Source organism: Kribbella kalugense (assembly GCF_004365875.1).
Taxonomy (GTDB): Bacteria; Actinomycetota; Actinomycetes; order Propionibacteriales; family Kribbellaceae; genus Kribbella; species Kribbella kalugense.
This window is the reverse complement of record NZ_SODF01000001.1, coordinates 2,819,036-2,838,436: the sequence shown is the minus strand read 5'-3', so window position 1 is coordinate 2,838,436 and position 19,401 is coordinate 2,819,036. Positions and strand designations below refer to the sequence as shown.

The following is a 19,401-nucleotide window of genomic DNA, read 5'->3' as shown; positions in this document are numbered from 1 at the left end:
GCGTCGTGTTGCCCGCCGAATGTACGGAATGTTGCGCTCACTGTGCCGAGGGACGGCAAAATGTCACATTAAAGTTGTCTCGGCAGGTACCCGTGTCCCGATCGTGACCAGCGTGGGCCGTTGCCCCGCCGGCCGGGCGGCGGCGGTAGGTTCGGGACATGCGTGAATCCCAGCTCGGTGACCTGACCGTTTCCAGCCTCGGCCTCGGCTGCATGGGGATGTCCCAGTCGTACGGCGTCCGCGCCGACGACGCCGAGTCGATCGCGACGCTGCATGCGGCGATCGACGCGGGCTGCACCTTCATCGACACCGCCGACGTGTACGGCGACGGCGAGAACGAAGAGCTCGTCGGCCGCGCGCTGGCCGGGCGCCGCGACGAGGTGGTGCTCGCGACGAAGTTCGGCTTCAAGCGGCCCGCGAGTGCCGTGGCGCTGCCGTCGGTGGTCGACGGTTCTCCGGCGTACGCGCGCGAGGCCATCGACGCGTCGCTGCGGCGGCTCGGCGTGGACCACGTCGACCTCTGGTACCTGCACCGGCGTGACCCGCAGGTGCCGATCGAGGAGACGGTCGGCGCGATGGCCTCGATGGTGGAGGCCGGCAAGGTGCGGTACCTCGGTCTGTCGGAGGTGAACGGCGAAACGGTCCGCGCGGCACACGCCGTACACCCGATCAGCGCCGTACAGAGTGAGTGGTCGCTGTGGACCCGCGACCCGGAGACCGTCGTACTGCCGACGCTGCGGGAATTGGGCGTCGGGTTCGTGCCGTTCAGCCCGCTCGGCCGTGGGTTCCTGACCGGGCAGATCAAGTCGGAGGCGGACTTCCCCGAGGACGACATGCGGCGCGGGCTGCCCCGGTTCCAGGGGGAGAACTTCCAGCGGAACCTGGATCTGGTCGCTGCGGTGCAGTCGCTGGCTGCCGAGAAGGGCGTGACGGCCAGTCAGCTCGCGCTCGCCTGGTTGCTTGCGCAGGGCAATGACGTGGCGCCGATCCCGGGGACCAAGCGGCGCACGTACCTGGCCGAGAACCTGGGGGCGTTGGATGTCTCGCTTTCGGCTGACGAACTGGCGGCGCTGGATGCGACGTTCCCCGCGGACTCGGTGGCCGGGCAGCGGTACACCGACGGCGGGATGGACCTGGTGGGCAAGTGATCGGCGTCACCGGATCGACCGGACAGCTGGGTTCCCGGATCGCGTCGCGGCTGGCTGATTCCGGCGTACCGCTGCGGCTGATCGTGCGGGATCCGGGCCGGGCTCCTCAGTTGCCCGGTGCAACGGTGGCGCAGGCCGCGTACGGCGAGCATGCCGCGCTGCTGAACGCACTCGACGGGGTCGACGTACTGATGTTGCTGAGTGCAACCGAGTCGGCCGATCGAGTTGCGTTGCACAAGGCAACCGTCGATGCGGCCGTGGCGGCAGGGGTGCAGCGGATCGTTTACACGTCGTTCGTGGGGGCGGCGCCTGGGGCGACGTTCACCTTCGCCCGGGATCACTGGCACACCGAGGAGCACATCCGGTCGAGCGGTGTCGACTTCACCTTCTTGCGGGACAACATTTACCTCGACTTCGTGCCTGGCTTTGTGGGGGAGGACGGGGTGATTCGCGGGCCGGCCGGCGACGGGCGGGTCGCGGCGGTCGCTCGCGACGATGTTGCCGCGGTGGCGGCTCGCGTCCTGGTCACTGAGCACTCCGGTGCCACTTACGACCTCACCGGCCCTTCGGCGTTCACGTTGGCTGAGGCCGCGGCCGTCCTCACGGAGGCAACTGGGCAGAAGGTTCGCTACGAACCGGAGTCGCTGGACGAGGCCTACCGGTCGCGTGAGTCTTTCGGTGCTGCCGCGTGGGAGGTCGCCGGCTGGGTCACGTCGTACGCCGCGATCGCAAGCGGCGAACTCAGCCAGGTCTCCACCGCCGTCTCCGACATCACCGGTCGCGAACCGATCAGCCTCGAGGCGTATGTCGGCGCTCGGTGAGAGACTGGTGCGGTGCCGCTCTACCGGGATCATGCGATCGTTCTGCGCACCCAGAAGCTGGGTGAAGCGGACCGGATCGCCACGCTACTGACCCGTGCGCACGGCAAGGTCCGCGCGGTCGCCAAGGGAGTCCGCCGTACGTCGTCCCGGTTCGGCGCCCGGCTGGAGCCGTTCAGCCACGTCGACCTCCAGCTCGCGACCGGGCGGACGCTGGACGTCGTGACGCAGGCGGAGTCGATCGCGGCGTACGGCGAGGGCATCGTCGGCGACTACGCGCGGTACACCGCCGGCACCGTCCTGCTCGAAACCGCCGACCGCCTCGTCGTCGAGGAGAAGGAACCCGCCACCCAACAGCACCTGCTGCTGGCCGGCGCCCTCCGCGTCCTCTCCACCGGCGAACGCGAACCGTCCTTAGTCCTCGACTCCTTCTTACTGCGGTCGCTGGCGATCTCCGGCTACGCCCCCTCCTTCGACGACTGCGCCCGCTGCGGCGAGCCAGGCCCGCACCGAGCCTTCAACCCCGCCGCCGGCGGTATGGTCTGCACCTCCTGCCGCCCACCCGCCTCAGCCATGCCGTCCGCCCCCACCGTCACCCACCTGGGTGCGTTGTTGACCGGCGACTGGCCCACGGCGTTGCAAGCCGACCCCAGAACCCGCCGAGAATCCACCGGCCTGATAGCCGCCTTCTTCACCTACCACCAAGAAAACCAACTCCGCTCCCTCCCCCACCTAGACCTAACCGCAGGAGGCACCTGAGGCCGTCGGCATCAAGGTCCTAAGCGCCGGTTGTCGACTATCGGTCGCGGGTTGGCCAGCCGGTTAGGCCCTGGCGAATGCCGCCTGGCTGGGGGTAACCGGTCCGGTGCGCTGGGCGATCCCGCGCCGGGTCCGAGCTACTGGGCTCTGAACGCGTGTCGGCCTCGCGCTGGCCGGGATGCTGGACCTGCGCCGCAGGCCCGTCGTGAGGCGTGCCTCGTGGGCTGCGCGCCTCGTCGAGTCCTAGGGGACGGGTTGATCGCAACGGCTGTTGACCGGCCCATGCATGTGCGATCGCTCGCTTGATATCCAGCTCGGCTTGGCGGGCGGCTTGGCTGCCGCGTGCATCTGGTCGCCGATTGCCGAACCGGTTGAGACCAGGCTGCTGGTCGTTCGGATGGCGACTCAAGCGGGCACACACGTGTGCGTAGATGTTGTTCCGGCCGCGTCGCGGTTTCATCGCGAGCAACTCCCGGCGCGGTAGCTGCCCAGGTTCCCTAGGTCCGATCTCGCGAAACACCAGACGGTAGTCAGCCTTGTGCCCTGGATCCGAGCGCAGGTACGCCGTGACGCAGTCGCGGAGATCGCCTTTGCCCGCCTCATATCCGAGCGCATGGTGTCCGTCGGTTACTCCGGTCCGAAGCCGCTCGATCTCTCGCAGCAGCTCGCGGTAGAGGTGGAGATACGCGCCGCCGGCCCCCTGCGCCTGCCGGCGCAGAAGATGCATCTCTTGTTGGAACTTCTCGACGCCAACGACCACATACCGCGTGTCATCGGTCATCGCCCTCTGACCTGTCCTCGGCTCGAATCTCGTCGAGAAGTTCGCGGGTGAACGGGTCGTTGGCAGCCCACTCGTCCAGGTCCAGCGGCCGGCTGTCGGGCAGTGGTTCGGAGACGTAGGTACGCACGGTCGGGTCGTCGATCACGCCGGCCGGCGGATGGTCGTCGCCCCGCAGATCCCGGTACTGCGCCGTCGACATCACCACGGCCTCCGGCTCCCCGTCCTCACCCCACACCACCGGGCTCCCGCTCCCCGCCCGTGCAACCTCCACCACTTGAGGCAACCGCTCCGCAAGCACCGCCGGCTCAACCACCTCATCCCCGACGGTGAACTTCCCTTCCCCACCAAGATCCTCAAACTCGTCGTACGTAAGCATCACCGCCTCAGGCACCCCATCCCCAAAACTGAACGCCCAAGTCCGCCCACCCCGAAACCGCGCAAGCACCCCCGCCAGATCCCCCCGAATCACCTCAACAGAAGCCCAGTCCGCCATACCCCAAACCTATTCCCTCTCATCGACAGCCGCAGAACTCATCCACAGGTCACGCTGCCTCATCAGCATTCAGCCTCGGTCGGCGAGACCGCATCCCCACCGTCCGGATCGACCAGCACGGGGATCGCCTCTCCAATCCGCAACTGGGTCGCGGCTTGCTGCGTCATGGAGATCTGTCCTACATCACCCAAGGTGCTCCGCCAGGTGATGTCCCACTGCGCAGTGGCCGTCACCGGGTATTTGCAGTCAGGAAGGTCGTGTGATGTCTTCTTGTACCGATGCCCGCAGTCAGGTGAATCCTTGACACCCATCGCCTTTGTGTACGGCGTTCCAGGGCCTTCGCACCGAATAGTGTTCCCATCCCCAAGTCCCCAGTTCACCGCCTTGACCTGGGCGGTGACGGTCACCGTCAGCCCCGGAACGCTCGCGCTTCGCACAATCGGTCCCCAAGTATTTTCGGACTTGGTCACCCATAGCCAGACAGGCATGTTTACCAACCCGATCTGTCCTGCCGCGGGTGCAGTCTTGATCAGCGGTGGCGCCAACTGCATCATCCCGACAGCCTGATAAACCAGCGTCATTGGATCGACCACAACTGTGTCTGGCGTGCCAGGAAGCCATACCCACTTCGTGACGAGATGCTTGCCCTTGTCATAGCCCTGCTCCCGCACACATGCCCAGATGCTGCCATCCTTGTGCCCCTGCCATCGAGGGTCGGCCGGCGGTGGTTGGGGCACCTCCCGACGCATGTAGCACTGCTGGCTGTTGGACCAGTTGCCTTTGACTGGATCGGTGCACGCCTGAGCTGCGCCCTTGAACTCACACACCGGTTTGGTGATCTTCTGGTTCTTCCCGGGTTTGCCCGTTTTCGGTGGTTTGCCAGGCAGATGGATGAGTGACCTCGGTATCCACCAACATTTGTTCAGCAGCTTGCTGCACTTGGGGACAACGTCTCCATCAGGCTTCGGCGGCAGAGTGGGGCTGGTCGTTGATCCGACCATGCTGAGGATGACGGTGAGAGCTAATGGCACGAGGTGGCGCGCCAACTGTCTGGACATCAGCATTTGGCGTCACCGGTCTCGTCGATCAGGAACCAGGCCTTCTGACCACTCGGTCCTGGTGCCAGGACCATGCGAGCCTGCGTCTGATGGCGCGAGCCGTTGTCCGGACCTAGCGGGACGGGCTTCTTGCTCGATTGGTACCGAACAACAACAGCGCTGCTGTCGACGCACGCCGTCAACGTGACCTCAGGTTGCTGTGCACCCAGACGGACTGACTTCACGTTGGGCGAGGACAACTTGACTGATCCGGCCTGATACCAGCCGTTGTCTTGGTAGAACGAGATGTCATCAATGATGTCCGTCAACCATTGCCCACCGCTTCCAGATTGCTCGAGCACCGTCCGATCTGCCTTGGCAGGATTCTGCAAGGCCCGTTCGGTTGCCCCCCTCGCGGCGAGGTAGCGCGCCTTCGCGGCCGTGATCGCAGCCTCTTCCTCCGGAGTCCACGCAGGGGTGGTTGGCTTGCTCGCGGTCGGTGTCGGGGTTGCTGTCGGAGACGTCGGGGTGGTGTTGGGGTGACCGGCTTCGGGGGAGCCTTGGCAGGCGGTTAGCGCTGCGAGGGCGCAGAGGGCTGCGGTGATGGGTCCGAGGGCCGATCGGCGGGGCATGCGGGCTCCGTTCTTTGGTGCTGGTCGGGTTAAGGGTTGCATACGGAGGGTGTTCGGCGGGGTGGGTTATCCACAGGTTGCAGGTTCCTGCAGTGGGGGGTGAGGGGGGATGGGAGGATGCGGGTATGTCGCCTATTGGTCGTCGTCGGGGTCGGGGGGTTTTGGGGGGTTCGGGGGAGACGAAGGTGGTGGTGCCGCCGGAGCTGCATCCTTCGGGGGCTCGGGTGCCGGTGGTTCCCAAGGAGCTGGTGCCGCGGCATGTGGCGATCGTGATGGACGGGAACGGGCGGTGGGCCAAGCAGCGGGGGCTGCCGCGGACCGAGGGGCACAAGGCGGGGGAGGCGAGCCTGCTCGATGTGATCAAGGGCGGGATCGACATCGGGGTGAAGTACATCTCTGCGTACGCGTTCTCGACGGAGAACTGGGCGCGGTCGCCGGAGGAAGTCCGGTTCCTGATGGGGTTCAACCGGGAAGTGATCCATCGGCGGCGGGACGAGCTGGATGCGATGGGGGTCCGGGTGGTGTGGTCCGGGCGGCGGCCGCGGTTGTGGAAGTCGGTGATCGACGAGCTCGAGTACGCACAGGAGCGGACCAAGGACAACGACACCATCACCCTGCAGTTCTGCGTGAACTACGGCGGCCAGGCGGAGATCGCGGACGCGATGAAGTCGATCGCGGCGGAGGTTGCCGCAGGCAAGCTCAAGCCGGACCGGATCACCGAGAAGACGATCGCCCGGCATCTCTACGCACCGGACATCCCCGAGGTCGACCTGTTCGTCCGGTCGTCGGGGGAGCAGCGGACCAGCAACTTCCTGGTCTGGCAGCTCGCGTACGCCGAGATGGTGTTCCTGGACACACTCTGGCCGGACTTCGATCGCCGGGACCTGTGGCGGGCGATCGAGATCTACGCGCAGCGTGACCGCAGGTACGGCGGCGCGATCCCGAACGAGGTCGCCGCGGACGGCTGACCCGGCAGGGCCGGACCGCAGGACCCCGACCGCTGGGCCCGACCGTTGGGCGAAGGGTGGTGGGAACCGGCGATCGACCCGGTTGCGTCTAGGCTCGTTGTGCGAGGCATCAATCACGACGGGAGCGCGGGCCCGACCGGAGCGCGCGGCAGACGAAGGGCGAGCTGATGGCGAACGAGGCGGAATTCGCCCACTACACCGACGAGATCGCGAAGGCGGTCACCGAGGTGCACGCAACGTTGAGTTCGGTGACCTACGAGCTCGGCGACGCGGAGATCGGCCGGATGCTGGGCAGCCGATCGGACGATCTCGGGACGCTGAGGCGGGGCGTCGACGGCCTCTTCGCGGCCGAGCAAGCGGTCCAGAGGGCCGAGGGCGCCGCCGTGAAGCCCGCCAAGGCCAGCCTTGCGCACACGTTCGCCGCGTACCAGGGCGACATTCAACAGCAGTCGGCCAGCATCGGGAGTGTCCAGCAAGTGCTGGACGCTCAGCGTAACGGTACAACTCCCGAGGACCGTAGATGTCTGCGGGCCGGAGCGCAGGCCCTCCAGGGCGCCCTGAAGAATCTGGAAACAATCGAGCACATGCCGGATCGTGCGACGGACGACGTGGCGCAGCTCCGTCAGGGCGTCGAGTTCCTGAAGACCGTCGTCGATGCTGTCGACGAACGGGTCGAGCAGATGGTCGGTCAGCTGTCCAACGGGCGGCAGGCGGCGTACAACTTCCAGCCGTCCGCGCCCGGTGTCGACGACGCACAGCCGTCCGCCAAGCTCAACCGGACCATCGGCCAGATGCGCGATTCGCTCGATGAGACCCGCGACTACGCGCGTCGGCTGCACACAGACCTCTCCGGGAGCAGCGCGGATTTCGCAAAAGTCGCCGAACACGCCGTCAACGTCTCCAATGGCGCCCTCGCTGAGCACCGGCACGCAACGAAGGAAGCCGAACAGCTCGCCGATGCGGTCCGGGCCGGCGTGAATCCGACCTTGCAGGCCGACCAGCAACCCGTGGTGAGCCAGGCGCAGTCGGACCTCAGCAGTCGGCTCGAGGGCCGGGTGGACCCGCGGATCGCTTACTCGATGGGTGCGCAGGAGCGTCACTCCGACAACGCTGGTCCGGCGAGAGACCAGGGGCACGGCCGCTAGCTCAGCGGCCGGGCGACGGCAGCAGGCCTCGTTCGAGGGCTACGGTGACGGCTCGGGTTCGGTCGTCTACGTCTAGTTTGGCGAAGAGGCGTTGTAGGTGGGTCTTGACCGTGGCCTCGCCGATGAAGAGTTCCCGGCCGATTTCGGCGTTGCTGAGGCCGCGGGCCACGGCGGCCAGGACTTCCAGTTCGCGGGGCGAGGGCTGCGCGGCGGCGGGTGCGGCCGGCGTACGGAGGCGCGACATCAGGCGCGCGGCGACAGGCGGAGCGAGGACGGTTTCGCCGCGGGCGGCGGCGCGGATGCCGTTCAGGAGTTCGGCGTGCGGGGTGTCCTTCAGCAGGTAGCCGGCGGCGCCCGCCTCGACGGCGTGCAGGATGTCGGTGTCGGTGTCGTACGTCGTCAGCACGAGCACCCGGGTCGACGGGTAGCTGGACAGGATCGCGCCGGTCGCGGTCACACCGTCCATCCGCGGCATCCGCAGATCCATCAGTACGACGTCGGGCCGCGTCGACTCGACCAGCGCGACCGCCTCCGAGCCGTCGGCTGCCTCGCCGACAACGGAGATGTCGTCGGTCACCGACAGCAGCCCGGTCAGCCCTGACCGCACCACGGGATGATCGTCGACCACCAGAACCCGAATCACACGTCCTCCTGCACAGCCGGGATCAGCACCTGTACGCGCGTACCGCGTCCAGGCGAACTCTCCACCTGAACCGATCCGCCCGACTCCTCGACCCGCCCGCGCATCGCGTTCAGCCCGAACCCGCCCGACGCAGACCCCGGCGTGAACCCGGACCCGTCGTCGCAGATCTCGATCCACACCCCGCCGTCCGACAACCCAAGCGTGATTAGCACCTGCGTAGCCGCAGCATGCTTCCGTACGTTGGCCAACGCCTCCTGAGCCGACCGCAACAGCACCACCTGCTGCGCCTGTGGCAACGCAGCGACCTCGTCATCAGGCATGTCCAACGAGACCTGTACGTCGACACCGGTCTCGGCCGCGAACCGCTCCGCCTGCCGTCGCAGTACTTCGGTCAACGTTGCCTCTGACAACGCAACTGGGGTGAACGCGGCAACCAACGCCCGCGCCTCGGCCAGGTTCTCCCGGGCCGTGTCCTCGATCGCCGCCAGCCGCGCCGCGGCCCCATCGCTGCCGCCACGCGCCAACTCGACCGTCGCGGCCTGCGCCAGCATCACGATGCTCGTCATCCCCTGCGCGAGCGTGTCGTGGATCTCCCGAGCCATCCGCTCCCGCTCAGCCATCACACCAGCACTGTGGTGCGCCTCGGCGAGCTCGTCCCGCGCCGACTCGAGCTGGTCGATCAGCTCGGCCCGCTGCTGACTCTGCGTGATGACCTTCTCGATCCAGATCCCGAACAGCAGGCTGACCACGAGACTGACCAGCATCCACGGCAGGATCTCCCAGAACGCGGTCCAGCCCCAGCCCGCGCTCCACAACTGCGCCGTACCCACACCGAGCACCAGCAGCAGGCTGAGCCCGATCCCTTCGCGGATGTCCGCGCACAGCAACCAGATCTGCGCCGACGCGATGAACATCAAGAACACCGACTGCGGATAGACCCCGATCAGCACCGTCAGACAAGCGATCAGCACCAGCCGATAGGCGTACGACGGAACCGCCGAACGGGACGTCATCGCGCGAAGCCCGATGAACTGGTACGCCGCCCCGAGCACAACCACCGTGCCCGTGAACACCAACTGCCGAGCGGTCCCGAGATGTCCCAGGAACGACAGCGCCAGCGTCATCCCGAGCAGCACCCAGAAGACGACGTGCCACCCGATCAGCGTCCGGGTCCAGATCGGCTGCCCGGCGCCACCGCGAGACCTGTCCACCCGCCCTATCTTCCTCCACATCAGGATCCAGACACGAGGCCCGGTCCAGGAGGGGGCGTCGGACAGCTCGGTACGACGCCGGTCCGGGAGGGACGACGTCGTACCGGTGACCTCATTCATCAGCCGGCGTCCCGGCGGGTCCAGCGGAACACCCGCTGGGCGAGGAACAGGCCGACCACCAACCAGACCGACAGCACGATCGCACCGGTCCCGAGCTGCCAGGAACCGCCCGGCTCGTTCACCTCGAAACCTGCCGGCAGGAACACCGATCGCATCCCCTGGGCCAGCCACTTGAGCGGGAAGACCGAAGCGACGCCGCGCATCCAGCCCGGCAGGCTGCTGTAGACGAAGTACACACCGGACATGAACTGCAGCAGCAGGACGACCGGAGTGATCACCGCGGACGCGGCCTTGCCTGACTTCGGTACGACGCTGAACGCGATCCCCAGCACCGAGCCGGACGCCGTGCCGAGGATGAAGATCCAGACGAAGTTCAGCCACCTCGACGGCTCGGTCGGAATGTCCACGCCGAGCACCAGTCCGGAGATCGCCAGCAGCAGCGCGAACTGGGCGATCGAGGTGACCAGGACCTGGCCGATCTTGCCGATGAAGTAGGACTGCGGCGGCATCGGCGTACCGCGGAGCCGCTTGAGCAGACCTTCGTCGCGCTCCAGCGCGATGCTGATCGCGAGCGACTGGAAGCTGCTCAGGAAGATGCCGGAGGCGATCATCCCGGGCGTGAAGTAGGTGGCGGCGTTGACGCCGTTGAAGTCGGTGTTGCCGAAGACGGCGGAGAAGATGCCGAGGAAGATGATCGGGAAGAAGAAGGTGAAGATCAGCGCCTCCCGCTCCCGGAAGAACTCGCGCACCTCGAGCTTGGTCCGGGCCAGCCCGACCGAGAGGGTGGACGGCAAAGCTTTGGTGTCGGCCATCAGAGTGCTCCAGCTTCAATAGCAACGGATTTGGCGTCGTTGGCCTTGCCGATCAGTTCCAGGTAGATGTCTTCCAGGCTCGGACGGCGTACTTCGAGCTCGGGTACCTCACCGCCGAAGCGGGCCATCAGCGCGGCGACCTCGGCGGTCGGCTTGTCGGTGCGCAGCTCGTGCTGACCGTCGGCGTCGCTCCAGGAGACCCGCGCGGTCCGGGCGCCACGCCCGCCGAGCGTCTCCGGGGTGCCGATCTCGATCATCCGGCCGTCGTCGATCACGCCGACCCGGTCGGCCAGGTGCTCGGCCTCGTCGAGGTAGTGGGTGGTCAGCAGGATCGTCGTACCGCTGGTGCGCAGGTTCTCGATCAGGGTCCAGAACTGCCGGCGGGCTTCCGGGTCGAATCCGGTCGTCGGCTCGTCCAGGAAGAGCAGCTCCGGGTTGCCGACGACGCCGAGCGCGACGTCGAGCCGCCGGCGCTGACCGCCGGACAGTTTGCGCGGGCGGGTCTTGCGCTTCTCCTCGAGCCCGACCGCGGCGATCACCTCGTCCGGGTCGCGTGGGTTGGGGTAGTAGCCCGCGTAGTGGCTGACCAGTTCGGCGACCGTCGACTCGGCCTCGTCGCGCGAGGTCTGCAGGACGATCCCGATCCGGCTGCGCCACAACCGGTCGGCGTGCGCCGGGTCTGTCCCCAGCACGCTGACCTCACCTTCGTCGGCCCGGCGATACCCCTCCAGAATCTCCGTGGTCGTCGTCTTACCGGCCCCGTTCGGGCCGAGCAGGGCGAAGACCTCGCCCCGGTGGATGTCCAGATCGACACCGTTGACCGCGACCTTGTCCGGGTACCGCTTGACCAGGCCGCGCACCCTCACTGCGTTGTCGTTCTCCATGCCTCAACTCTGGCCGTCCGGCACCGTCCCCGGGGAGCACCGCCTGGGTGACCCGCTGTCCCCCAACCGGTGGACAGACGCGCCGGGGCTGACGGGAAGGGGGTGGGCCGGATAGGTTCGGGGAATGGCTCAGACGGTGCGTGGAGTGGTGGCGGCGCGCAAGGGTGCGCCGGTGTCGATCGAGGAGATCACGATCCCGGACCCGGGTCCCGGGGAAGCGGTCGTGGTGGTGCAGGCGTGCGGTGTCTGCCACACGGATCTGCACTACCGGGAGGGTGGGATCAACGACGAGTTTCCCTTTCTGCTCGGGCACGAGGCCGCCGGAGTGGTGGAGTCGGTCGGCGAGGGCGTCACGGACGTGCAGCCCGGTGACTTCGTCGTACTGAACTGGCGGGCCGTGTGCGGGAACTGCCGCGCCTGCCTGCGCGGCCGGCCCTGGTACTGCTTCAACACCCACAACGCCAAGCAGAAGATGACGCTGGCCGACGGGACCGAGCTGAGCCCGGCGCTCGGGATCGGCGCGTTCGCAGAGAAGACCCTGGTCGCGGCCGGTCAGTGCACCAAGGTGGATCCGGCCGCCAAGCCCGAGGTGGCTGGGCTGCTCGGATGTGGCGTGATGGCCGGCCTTGGAGCCGCGATCAACACCGGGAACGTCGGGCGCGGAGACAGCGTCGCGGTCATCGGATCGGGCGGCGTGGGTACGGCGGCTGTCGTCGGAGCCCGCCTGGCCGGGGCGGCGAAGGTCATCGCCATCGACCTGGACGACCGCAAACTCAAGACCGCCCAGGAGCTCGGCGCCACCCACACCATCAACTCCAAGGGCCTCGACCACGACGGAGTAGTCGCGGCCGTGCAGGAGTTGACCGGCGGGTTCGGCGCCGATGTGGTGATCGATGCAGTCGGCCGGCCCGAGACGTGGAAGCAGGCGTTCTACGCCCGGGACCTGGCCGGCACGGTCGTGCTCGTCGGCGTACCCACTCCCGACATGACGCTCGAGATGCCGCTGCTCGACTTCTTCGGCCGCGGCGGTTCGCTGAAGTCGAGCTGGTACGGCGACTGCCTGCCGTCTCGCGATTTCCCGATGCTGATCGACCTCCACCTCCAAGGCCGTCTGCCACTGGACCGTTTCGTCTCGGAGACGATCGGGCTGGAGGACGTCGAGGCCGCCTTCACCAAGATGCACGGCGGCGACGTGCTCAGGTCAGTCGTCCTGTTCTAGCCGTGCGTGCCAGGAAGGTGCCGGCGATCAGGCCCACAGCGGAAGTCAGGGCCAGGGCAAGAGTCGTGCGGGTGAGGTCGTTCGCTGAGGACAGGAACAGCGTGCCGAACGCCGCCACGCCGGTGGCCTGACTCAGTTGCATAGTCGTGGTGAGCAGGCCGCTGGCATCTGCCGCGCGAGCCGGTGGGACGCGGTGAAGCGACTGGGTCACGAGCGGACTCGCGGACAGACCCATGCCGGCGCCGGTGATCACCAGGGCGGGCCAGAGAAGAGGGATAGCGATGAAGCCGATCGCGCTGAGCGCCATGCCGGTGGGTACGACGGCGTAGTGGACGCGAGTCGGTAGGACGCGCCAGAAGTAGCCGACCGCACCGAACGTCGCTGCGAAGGGGAGCCAGGTCAGGGCGGCTCGCAGAGGAGATTCGCCCAAGCCGGCCTGAAGATGCAGGGTGAAGGCGAACAGGAAACCGCCGGTAGTGAGTTGCATGCAGGCGAGCGTGATCACGCCCGACGGCAGGCCGGGTGCGCGGAGTACGTCGAGGTTGAGCAGTGGGTCGATGGCGACGCGACGCTCCACCTGGACGAAGACCGCGGCAAGCACAAGGCCTGCGGCGATGCAGACGAAGGCCCAGACCGGCCAGCCGATCTCGTGCCCGATCACCAGCGGCAGCACGATCAGCAGTACTGCGGACGTCGCCAACGCCAGCCCGATGACGTCGAACCGCCGTACCCGCTCGGCTCGCACATCCGTGGGCAGCAGGCGGGGGACAAGGAAAGCCAGAACCAGGCCGAGCGGGACGTTGACGAGGAAGACCGGTCGCCAGCTGGTGCCGAAGAGGTTGGCGTTGGTCAACAGACCGCCGACCACAAGTCCGGCTACCTGGCCGGCCGACAGCGTCGCGCCGTACGCCGACAACGCCTTGGAGCGAGCGCTGCCGGTGAAGCGGGTCTGGATCACGCTCATGATCTGCGGCACCATGACCGCCGCCGCGATGCCCTGGATAACCCGGAAAACAACGAGCAGCAGGATCCCCGGCGCCAGACCGCACGCCAGTGATGCGAGCGTGAACAGTACGACCCCGGTCCGAAACATCCGGCGACGACCGTACAGATCACCCAGCCTTGCTCCGGTGATCAGCGTCATCGCATAGGCCACCATGTAGCCGCCGACCACCAATTGCAGCCACGCCCCGGACGCATGAAAGTTGGCCCCGATCGTCGGCATCGCGACGTTCACCACGAACGTGTCGAGCAACGCCATGAACTGGCCGAGTAGCAGAACGGCCAGCATCAACCAGCGGGTATCCGTGCGATTGTCGGTCAGAGTGGTCATCGGTACCTCCGTCGTCGGGTCTTCGCAGTACCTACCTGCGCCGACCGAGGAATTCATCGACGGCGGACCGATGAATTCGGCGGCCGAGCGCGGTACGTACTGCGAAGACCCGACGAGCGTGGAAGGCTGGCCCCGATGGACCGCGACGACTTCGACGAGAGTGTCAAGCCCTACCGGCATGAGCTGCAGGTGCACTGCTACCGCATGCTGGGGTCGGTTCATGACGCCGAGGACCTCGTTCAGGAGACTCTCCTGCGGGCGTGGCGGGCCTACGACACCTACGACGCCGAGCGAGCGTCGCTCCGGACCTGGCTCTACCGCATCGCGACCAATGCGTGCCTGACCGCGCTCAAAGGGCGAAGCCGGCGAGCGCTGCCGTCCGGGCTTGTCGGTGCTGCGGAAGACGCCCAGACCAAAATTGAGCTGGCCCCGGAAGTCGCGTGGCTGCAGCCGTTTCCGACAACCGGCGATCCGGCCGCGGCCCTCGCCGCGCGGGGCAGTTTGCGGCTCGCCCTCATCGCCGCCATGCAGTATCTACCGGCCCGGCAACGTGCAGTGCTGGTACTGCGTGATGTCCTCGACTGGTCCGCCGCCGATGTCGCCGAGGCGCTGGAAACCACCCCGGCGTCCGTCAACAGCGCCCTCCAGCGCGCCCGGGCTCGCCTCGCCGAGATCGACCTCACCGAAGACGATGTCGACGAGCCGACAGACCGCGAGATCAGGACTGTCATCGACGACTACGTCCGGGCCTTCGAGGCGGCCGACGTCAAAGGGCTCAGCAAGTTGCTGGCCGAGCGGGTCGTCCTGGAGATGCCGCCGGCGCCGCTGTGGTTCGTGGGTCGCGACGCGTACGGCGCGTTCATCGAGCGGGTCTACGCGATGCGTGGCCCGGCCTGGCGACTGGTGACGACGGTGGCGAACGACCAGCCCGCCGTCGGCGCCTACGTCCGCGGCGACGACGGTCGGTACCACGCGCACAGCCTGCAGGTCTTCACCGTCACCAAGGCCGGGATCACTCACAACATCACGTTCTTCGACCAAACTCTCTTCGAGTACTTCGGTCTGTCCCTAGACCTGGAACTAGATCTGGAATGAGATCCACAGGTCGGGCGTCGCGTCGGGCTTGCCGGCGATCGGCCGGGCTTCCTGCGTCCACACGTCCCCGGACACCTCGGTCGCGACCCGCTGCCAGAACCGGACCGCCTTCTCGTTGTTGCCCTGAAACGCGACCTCGCACGGCCCGGGGTGGTGCGACAGAACCTCCTGGACCGCGCGCAGCCCGAGCCCGTTGCGGCGTACCGGACGCACCATGAAGAACGCGTTCAGCACCCGCACCGGTTGCTGCAACGCGCGCATGAAGCAGAAGCCGATCGGGTTCTCGCCCTGCGAGATCAGGTACCCGGCCCACTCGGCGTCCCCGGTCAGGACCTTCTCCAGCCACTCGGCCCGGTAGCTGCCGTCGGGTCGCGGCAGCTGCCCCTGGAACTCGGACATGTCGTGGCGGAACATCAGCCACAACCGCTCCATCACGGGACGGTCGGAGGACTGGACGCGGCGCACCACAAGATCAGACATTGGTCTCCTTCAGAGCGGATCAGAACGCAGAAAAGCCTCCCGCCGGAAGAGTCCGGTACGGAAGGCTTACTGCGGTCAGTTTATCAGCCCTGCGGCGCGGACTGCCCGGCGACCCAGCTCATGTCCGCGTATCGCGTCCCGGCCGGGGTCAGCTTCGAGAGCCCGGCCAGATCCTCCGCGGTCAGCGAAAGCGACAGCGCCGCGGCGTTCTCCTCGAGGTACTTGCGCCGCTTCGTCCCCGGGATCGGCGCCACATCGTTGCCCTGCGCAAGCACCCAGGCGATCGCGACCTGCCCCGGCGTGGCGTCGTACCGCGCTGCCACCGAGCGGATCTCCTCGACCAGGGCCAGGTTCGCTTCGAGGTTGTCGTCGGAGAAGCGCGGCAGGGTACGGCGGAAGTCGTCACTCGACAGGTCCGGCAGAGCGCCGGTCAGCATGCCGCGACCAAGCGGCGAGTAGGGCACGATCCCGATGCCGAGCTCGCGACAGGCCGGCAGCACCGACTCCTCGATGTCCCGGCTGAACAGCGACCACTCGGACTGCACCGCGGTGATCGGGTGTACGACGTGCGCCCGCCGGATCGTCTCCGCCGACGCCTCGGACAACCCGAGATAGCGGACCTTGCCGGCCTCGACCAGCTCTGCCATCGCGCCGACCGTCTCCTCGACGGGTACGTCGGGATCCATCCGGTGCTGGTAGTAGAGGTCCACGTGGTCGACCCCCAGCCGCTGCAGCGAGCCGTCGATCGAGGACCGGACGTACTCCGGCGACCCGTTCACACCACGGGCCTTGGTCAGCGGGTTTCCGGTGATGCCGAACTTCGTTGCCAGGAACACCTCGTCCCGGCGGTCGGCGATCGCCCGGCCGACCAGTTCCTCGTTGGCGCCGAAGCCGTACATGTCGGCGGTGTCGAGGAACGTGATGCCGAGGTCGAGCGCGCGGTGCAGGGTCGCGACGGACTCGTTGTCATCGGCCTCGCCGTACGCGAAGCTCATTCCCATACAGCCGAGTCCGAGCCGGCTGACCTCGGCGCCTTGGCTACCCAGTTTCATCAGAATCTCCCAGAAGTTGACATGGCTCCGCCCGGGCCCCCGGGTTGAGCGAGGAAAGTTACGGAGTGGCGGTGCCGCGATACACGTTGATCTTGTAGTCGGTCACCGCGAGGGCGAGCTGCAGATCACGCAGTTGCCGGTGGATCCTGGCGCGGTGTTCCTGCATCAGGGCGAGCCGCTGCGGTGCGGTGTGGTCGCCCTCGAGGACCAGCTCCAGGTAGTGGCTGATCGTGCCGATCGGCATGCCGGAGGCACGCAGCCTGCTGATGAACACGATCCGCGCCATCGCCCGCCGGTCGTAGCTGCGGTAGCCGGACACGTCCCGGCGTACGTCGAGCAGCCCGGTGCGCTCGTAGTACCGCAGGGTGTGCGCGGTGAGGCCGGTGAGCTCGGCGGCCTCGGCGATGGACAGCCGCTCGGGCAGGTCGTCCGGAAGCTCGAGCAGGCAGAGCAGCTCCGGGTCGATCTCCAGCTCCGGGTTGAGCTCGGCGATGGCCTGCCGGGGATCGGGGAGCAGCTCCGTCGTGTTCATGCTCAAAACGTACGCCTTAGAGTGCACTCAAAGGCAAAGGTGACCTGAGCCACACCTCAGACCTGCTGGCAGTCCTTGCAGGTGCCGAAGATCTCCAGGGTGTGGCTGATGTCGGCGTAGCCGTGCTCGGCCGCGACCTTGTCGGCCCAGCGCTCCACGGCCGGGCCTTCGACCTCGACGGTCCGGCCGCAGTTGCGGCAGACCAGGTGGTGGTGATGACCCTTCGAGCAGCGCCGGTACGCCGTTTCGCCGTCGGCGTTGCGGAGTACGTCGACTTCGCTGGAGTCCGCGAGCGCCTGCAGGGTCCGGTAGACAGTGGTCAGGCCGACGTTCTCACCGGCGGTCCGGAGGTCCTGGTGGATCTCCTGGGCGGTCCGGAATTCGTCGAGCTGGTCGAGCGCTTGCGCGACCGCCGCGCGCTGACGGGTCGAGCGTGTTCCGATAGCCACCGTTCCTCCTGTCATCTCATCACCGGGCCCAATTCTCTCAGAAGTCAGCAAATCAGTGCTCGTCCCAGTGATCGCCGTGCGCAGCGTGCAGATGACCGTCGTGCACGTAGTCGACGTGGTCACCGTGTTCGACCTTCTTGTGGCCGCACTCCGGAGCATGGGCGTGCGGGTGCCCAGGGCTCACCACATGCGGCTCCGGCGCCGGTACGCCGATCTCCGGCTCCTCGTCCGCGAGTGGACGCGCCCGCCCGGACCGCCGCCGGAGCAGCGTCCCGACCGTCGCCGCCACCACGAACCCGGCCAGCGCCAGCACGACGATGGTCGCACCCGGAGCCACATTTGCGTTGTACGACGTGACGATGCCGGCCAGACATGCAGCCACACCGATCAGACATGCGGTCACGAACGTACTGCGGAACGACCGCGTGATCTGCTGCGCCGTCGCCACGGGCACCACCATCAACGCACTCACCAGCAGCAGACCCACAGTCCGCATAGCCACGGTCACAGTCACCGCGGCCATCACAGCGATCACCAGGTTGAGCAGCTGCACCCGGAGCCCCGTCGTACGCGCGAACTCCTCGTCCTGGCACACCGCGAACAGCTGCGGTCCCAGTCCGATCGCCACGACCAGAACGGTGACAGCCAGCCCGACAACGACGTAGAGGTCGCTCTGGGACACCGTGGTGAGTGAACCGAACAGATAGGTGTTCAGAGTGGCCGCACCCTGACCAGCCAGCCCGATGAGCAGCACACCGCCCGCGATACCGCCGTAAAACATCAGAGCGAGCGCCACGTCACCCGTGGCCTTGCCGCGAGCCCGGACCAGCTCGATCGCGGTCGCACCGGCAATAGATACGAGTACGGCGGTCAGGACCGGAGCCCACCCGGTCAGCAGACCAAGCGCGACCCCGGTGATCGCGATGTGGCCAATACCGTCACCCATCAACGACAACCGCCGCTGCACCAGATAGGTCCCGATGGCCGGCGCGGACAGCCCGGTCAGCAGACCGGCAATCAGCGCCCGCTGCATGAACTCCAGCTGGAACATGGTCATGGAGTCATCCACCCCGGATCTTCTTCTGAGGTGTGTGAGTGGTGGACGTGGGCGTGGGTCTGGGAGGAGTGCGGCGGGCCGTCGTACACGATGCGGCCGCGGCGCATCACCACCGTGCGGTCGATCAGCGCGTCCATCGGGCCGAGGTCGTGGCTGACCATCACCACCGTCGTACCGCGCGCGACTCGCTCCCGGATCGCGTCGGCGAAGATCTGCTGACTGGCCAGGTCGACCCCGGCCGTCGGCTCGTCGAGGACCAGCAGGTCGGGATCGGAGACCAGCGCCCGAGCGATCAGGACCCGCTGCTGCTGCCCGCCGGACAGTTCAGCGACCGCGTCCTTGCGCCGGTCGGCCATGTCGACGACCTCGAGCGCCTCCTCGATCGACTGCTTGCCCGCGGCCCCCAGTGGCCTGAACATCCGCCGCTTCGACAGCAGTCCGGACGAGACCACCTCGTACACCGTCGCGGGTACGCCGCCGGCCGCGGTGATGCGCTGCGGGACGTACCCGACCCGGCGCCACTCGCGGAAGCGGGGGACCGGCGTTCCGAACAAGCGGACCTCGCCGCGGGCCGCCGGCAGCAACCCGACGACGGTCTTGATCAGCGTGGACTTGCCGGAGCCGTTGGTCCCGAGCACGGCGACCACCTCGCCCTGGCGGATCCGCAGATCGATACCCCGGAGCACCAGTCGACCGCCCAGGTCAACCGAAAGATCGGCGACCTGGACGGCCC

Annotated in this window: 20 protein-coding genes; 7 read left to right on the top strand and 13 right to left on the bottom strand. The window is 67.3% G+C overall.

Features of this window, described 5'->3' with window-relative positions:
• Positions 1–158: 158 nt before the first annotated feature.
• The 3 genes from EV650_RS13265 to recO are packed head-to-tail and all read left to right on the top strand — an operon-like array spanning position 159 to position 2,725.
• Entirely contained in the window at positions 159–1,148 is a 990-nt protein-coding gene (locus EV650_RS13265) for an aldo/keto reductase (protein ID WP_134118760.1), read from the top strand.
• Positions 1,145–1,969 (top strand): SDR family oxidoreductase, encoded by an 825-nt coding sequence (locus EV650_RS13260; RefSeq protein WP_134118758.1) that lies wholly within the window; start codon positions 1,145–1,147, stop codon positions 1,967–1,969. The genes EV650_RS13265 and EV650_RS13260 overlap by 4 nt, the downstream gene beginning before the upstream one ends.
• 12 nt (positions 1,970–1,981) lie before the next feature.
• Positions 1,982–2,725, top strand: coding sequence for a DNA repair protein RecO (gene recO / locus EV650_RS13255; RefSeq protein ID WP_134118756.1), 744 nt, complete (start codon positions 1,982–1,984; stop codon positions 2,723–2,725).
• Positions 2,726–3,495: 770 nt separating this feature from the next.
• Here recO and EV650_RS13250 read toward each other — a convergent pair.
• Together EV650_RS13250 and EV650_RS13245 are read right to left on the bottom strand one after the other, a co-directional pair.
• Complete coding sequence (locus tag EV650_RS13250; protein ID WP_134118754.1) at positions 3,496–3,999, bottom strand: hypothetical protein; 504 nt, start codon at positions 3,997–3,999, stop codon at positions 3,496–3,498.
• A 62-nt stretch (positions 4,000–4,061) separates the two neighbouring features.
• Positions 4,062–5,063, bottom strand: coding sequence for a hypothetical protein (locus tag EV650_RS13245; protein ID WP_134118752.1), 1,002 nt, complete (start codon positions 5,061–5,063; stop codon positions 4,062–4,064).
• A gap of 730 nt (positions 5,064–5,793) precedes the next feature.
• Between EV650_RS13245 and EV650_RS13240 the strand changes: the two genes are divergently transcribed.
• Positions 5,794–6,636 (top strand): isoprenyl transferase, encoded by an 843-nt coding sequence (locus EV650_RS13240; protein WP_202874492.1) that lies wholly within the window; start codon positions 5,794–5,796, stop codon positions 6,634–6,636.
• A 167-nt stretch (positions 6,637–6,803) separates the two neighbouring features.
• Complete coding sequence (locus tag EV650_RS13235; protein WP_134118750.1) at positions 6,804–7,781, top strand: hypothetical protein; 978 nt, start codon at positions 6,804–6,806, stop codon at positions 7,779–7,781.
• A gap of 1 nt (position 7,782) precedes the next feature.
• Here the strand turns inward: EV650_RS13235 and EV650_RS13230 are convergent, their stop codons facing one another.
• Genes EV650_RS13230 through EV650_RS13215 form a run of 4 tightly spaced genes read right to left on the bottom strand, consistent with a single transcriptional unit; the run spans position 7,783 to position 11,451 of the window.
• Positions 7,783–8,424, bottom strand: a complete 642-nt coding sequence (locus tag EV650_RS13230; RefSeq protein ID WP_134118748.1) for a response regulator — start codon at positions 8,422–8,424, stop codon at positions 7,783–7,785.
• Positions 8,421–9,755, bottom strand: a complete 1,335-nt coding sequence (locus tag EV650_RS13225; RefSeq protein WP_238174180.1) for a sensor histidine kinase — start codon at positions 9,753–9,755, stop codon at positions 8,421–8,423. Before EV650_RS13225 ends, EV650_RS13230 begins: the two co-directional genes overlap by 4 nt.
• Positions 9,755–10,567, bottom strand: coding sequence for an ABC transporter permease (locus EV650_RS13220; RefSeq protein WP_134118745.1), 813 nt, complete (start codon positions 10,565–10,567; stop codon positions 9,755–9,757). Before EV650_RS13220 ends, EV650_RS13225 begins: the two co-directional genes overlap by 1 nt.
• Positions 10,567–11,451 (bottom strand): ABC transporter ATP-binding protein, encoded by an 885-nt coding sequence (locus tag EV650_RS13215; RefSeq protein ID WP_134118743.1) that lies wholly within the window; start codon positions 11,449–11,451, stop codon positions 10,567–10,569. The genes EV650_RS13220 and EV650_RS13215 overlap by 1 nt, the downstream gene beginning before the upstream one ends.
• Before the next feature lie 124 nt (positions 11,452–11,575).
• Here EV650_RS13215 and EV650_RS13210 point away from each other — a divergent pair, with 124 nt between their 5' ends.
• Positions 11,576–12,670, top strand: a complete 1,095-nt coding sequence (locus tag EV650_RS13210; RefSeq protein WP_134118741.1) for an S-(hydroxymethyl)mycothiol dehydrogenase — start codon at positions 11,576–11,578, stop codon at positions 12,668–12,670.
• Here EV650_RS13210 and EV650_RS13205 read toward each other — a convergent pair.
• Complete coding sequence (locus EV650_RS13205; protein ID WP_202874491.1) at positions 12,648–14,003, bottom strand: MFS transporter; 1,356 nt, start codon at positions 14,001–14,003, stop codon at positions 12,648–12,650. The two genes, EV650_RS13210 and EV650_RS13205, sit on opposite strands and share 23 nt — an antisense overlap.
• A 135-nt stretch (positions 14,004–14,138) precedes the next feature.
• Between EV650_RS13205 and EV650_RS13200 the strand changes: the two genes are divergently transcribed.
• Positions 14,139–15,098 (top strand): sigma-70 family RNA polymerase sigma factor, encoded by a 960-nt coding sequence (locus EV650_RS13200; protein WP_134118739.1) that lies wholly within the window; start codon positions 14,139–14,141, stop codon positions 15,096–15,098.
• Here EV650_RS13200 and EV650_RS13195 read toward each other — a convergent pair.
• The 6 genes from EV650_RS13195 to EV650_RS13170 form a co-directional block, all read right to left on the bottom strand.
• The gene (locus tag EV650_RS13195; protein ID WP_134118737.1) at positions 15,084–15,578 is read right to left on the bottom strand and encodes a GNAT family N-acetyltransferase; all 495 of its coding nucleotides are present in this window, start codon (positions 15,576–15,578) and stop codon (positions 15,084–15,086) included. The genes EV650_RS13200 and EV650_RS13195 overlap by 15 nt on opposite strands.
• A gap of 83 nt (positions 15,579–15,661) precedes the next feature.
• Positions 15,662–16,630 (bottom strand): aldo/keto reductase, encoded by a 969-nt coding sequence (locus EV650_RS13190; RefSeq protein ID WP_134118735.1) that lies wholly within the window; start codon positions 16,628–16,630, stop codon positions 15,662–15,664.
• A 58-nt stretch (positions 16,631–16,688) separates the two neighbouring features.
• The gene (locus EV650_RS13185; protein ID WP_134118733.1) at positions 16,689–17,162 is read right to left on the bottom strand and encodes a MerR family transcriptional regulator; all 474 of its coding nucleotides are present in this window, start codon (positions 17,160–17,162) and stop codon (positions 16,689–16,691) included.
• A gap of 56 nt (positions 17,163–17,218) precedes the next feature.
• Entirely contained in the window at positions 17,219–17,611 is a 393-nt protein-coding gene (locus EV650_RS13180) for a Fur family transcriptional regulator (RefSeq protein WP_134118731.1), read from the bottom strand.
• Between the two features lie 52 nt (positions 17,612–17,663).
• On the bottom strand, positions 17,664–18,668 hold the full coding sequence (locus EV650_RS13175; protein ID WP_134118729.1) for a metal ABC transporter permease: 1,005 nt from the start codon (positions 18,666–18,668) through the stop codon (positions 17,664–17,666).
• Positions 18,665–19,354, bottom strand: a complete 690-nt coding sequence (locus EV650_RS13170) for a metal ABC transporter ATP-binding protein (RefSeq protein WP_238174179.1) — start codon at positions 19,352–19,354, stop codon at positions 18,665–18,667. Before EV650_RS13170 ends, EV650_RS13175 begins: the two co-directional genes overlap by 4 nt.
• Positions 19,355–19,401 lie beyond the last annotated feature (47 nt).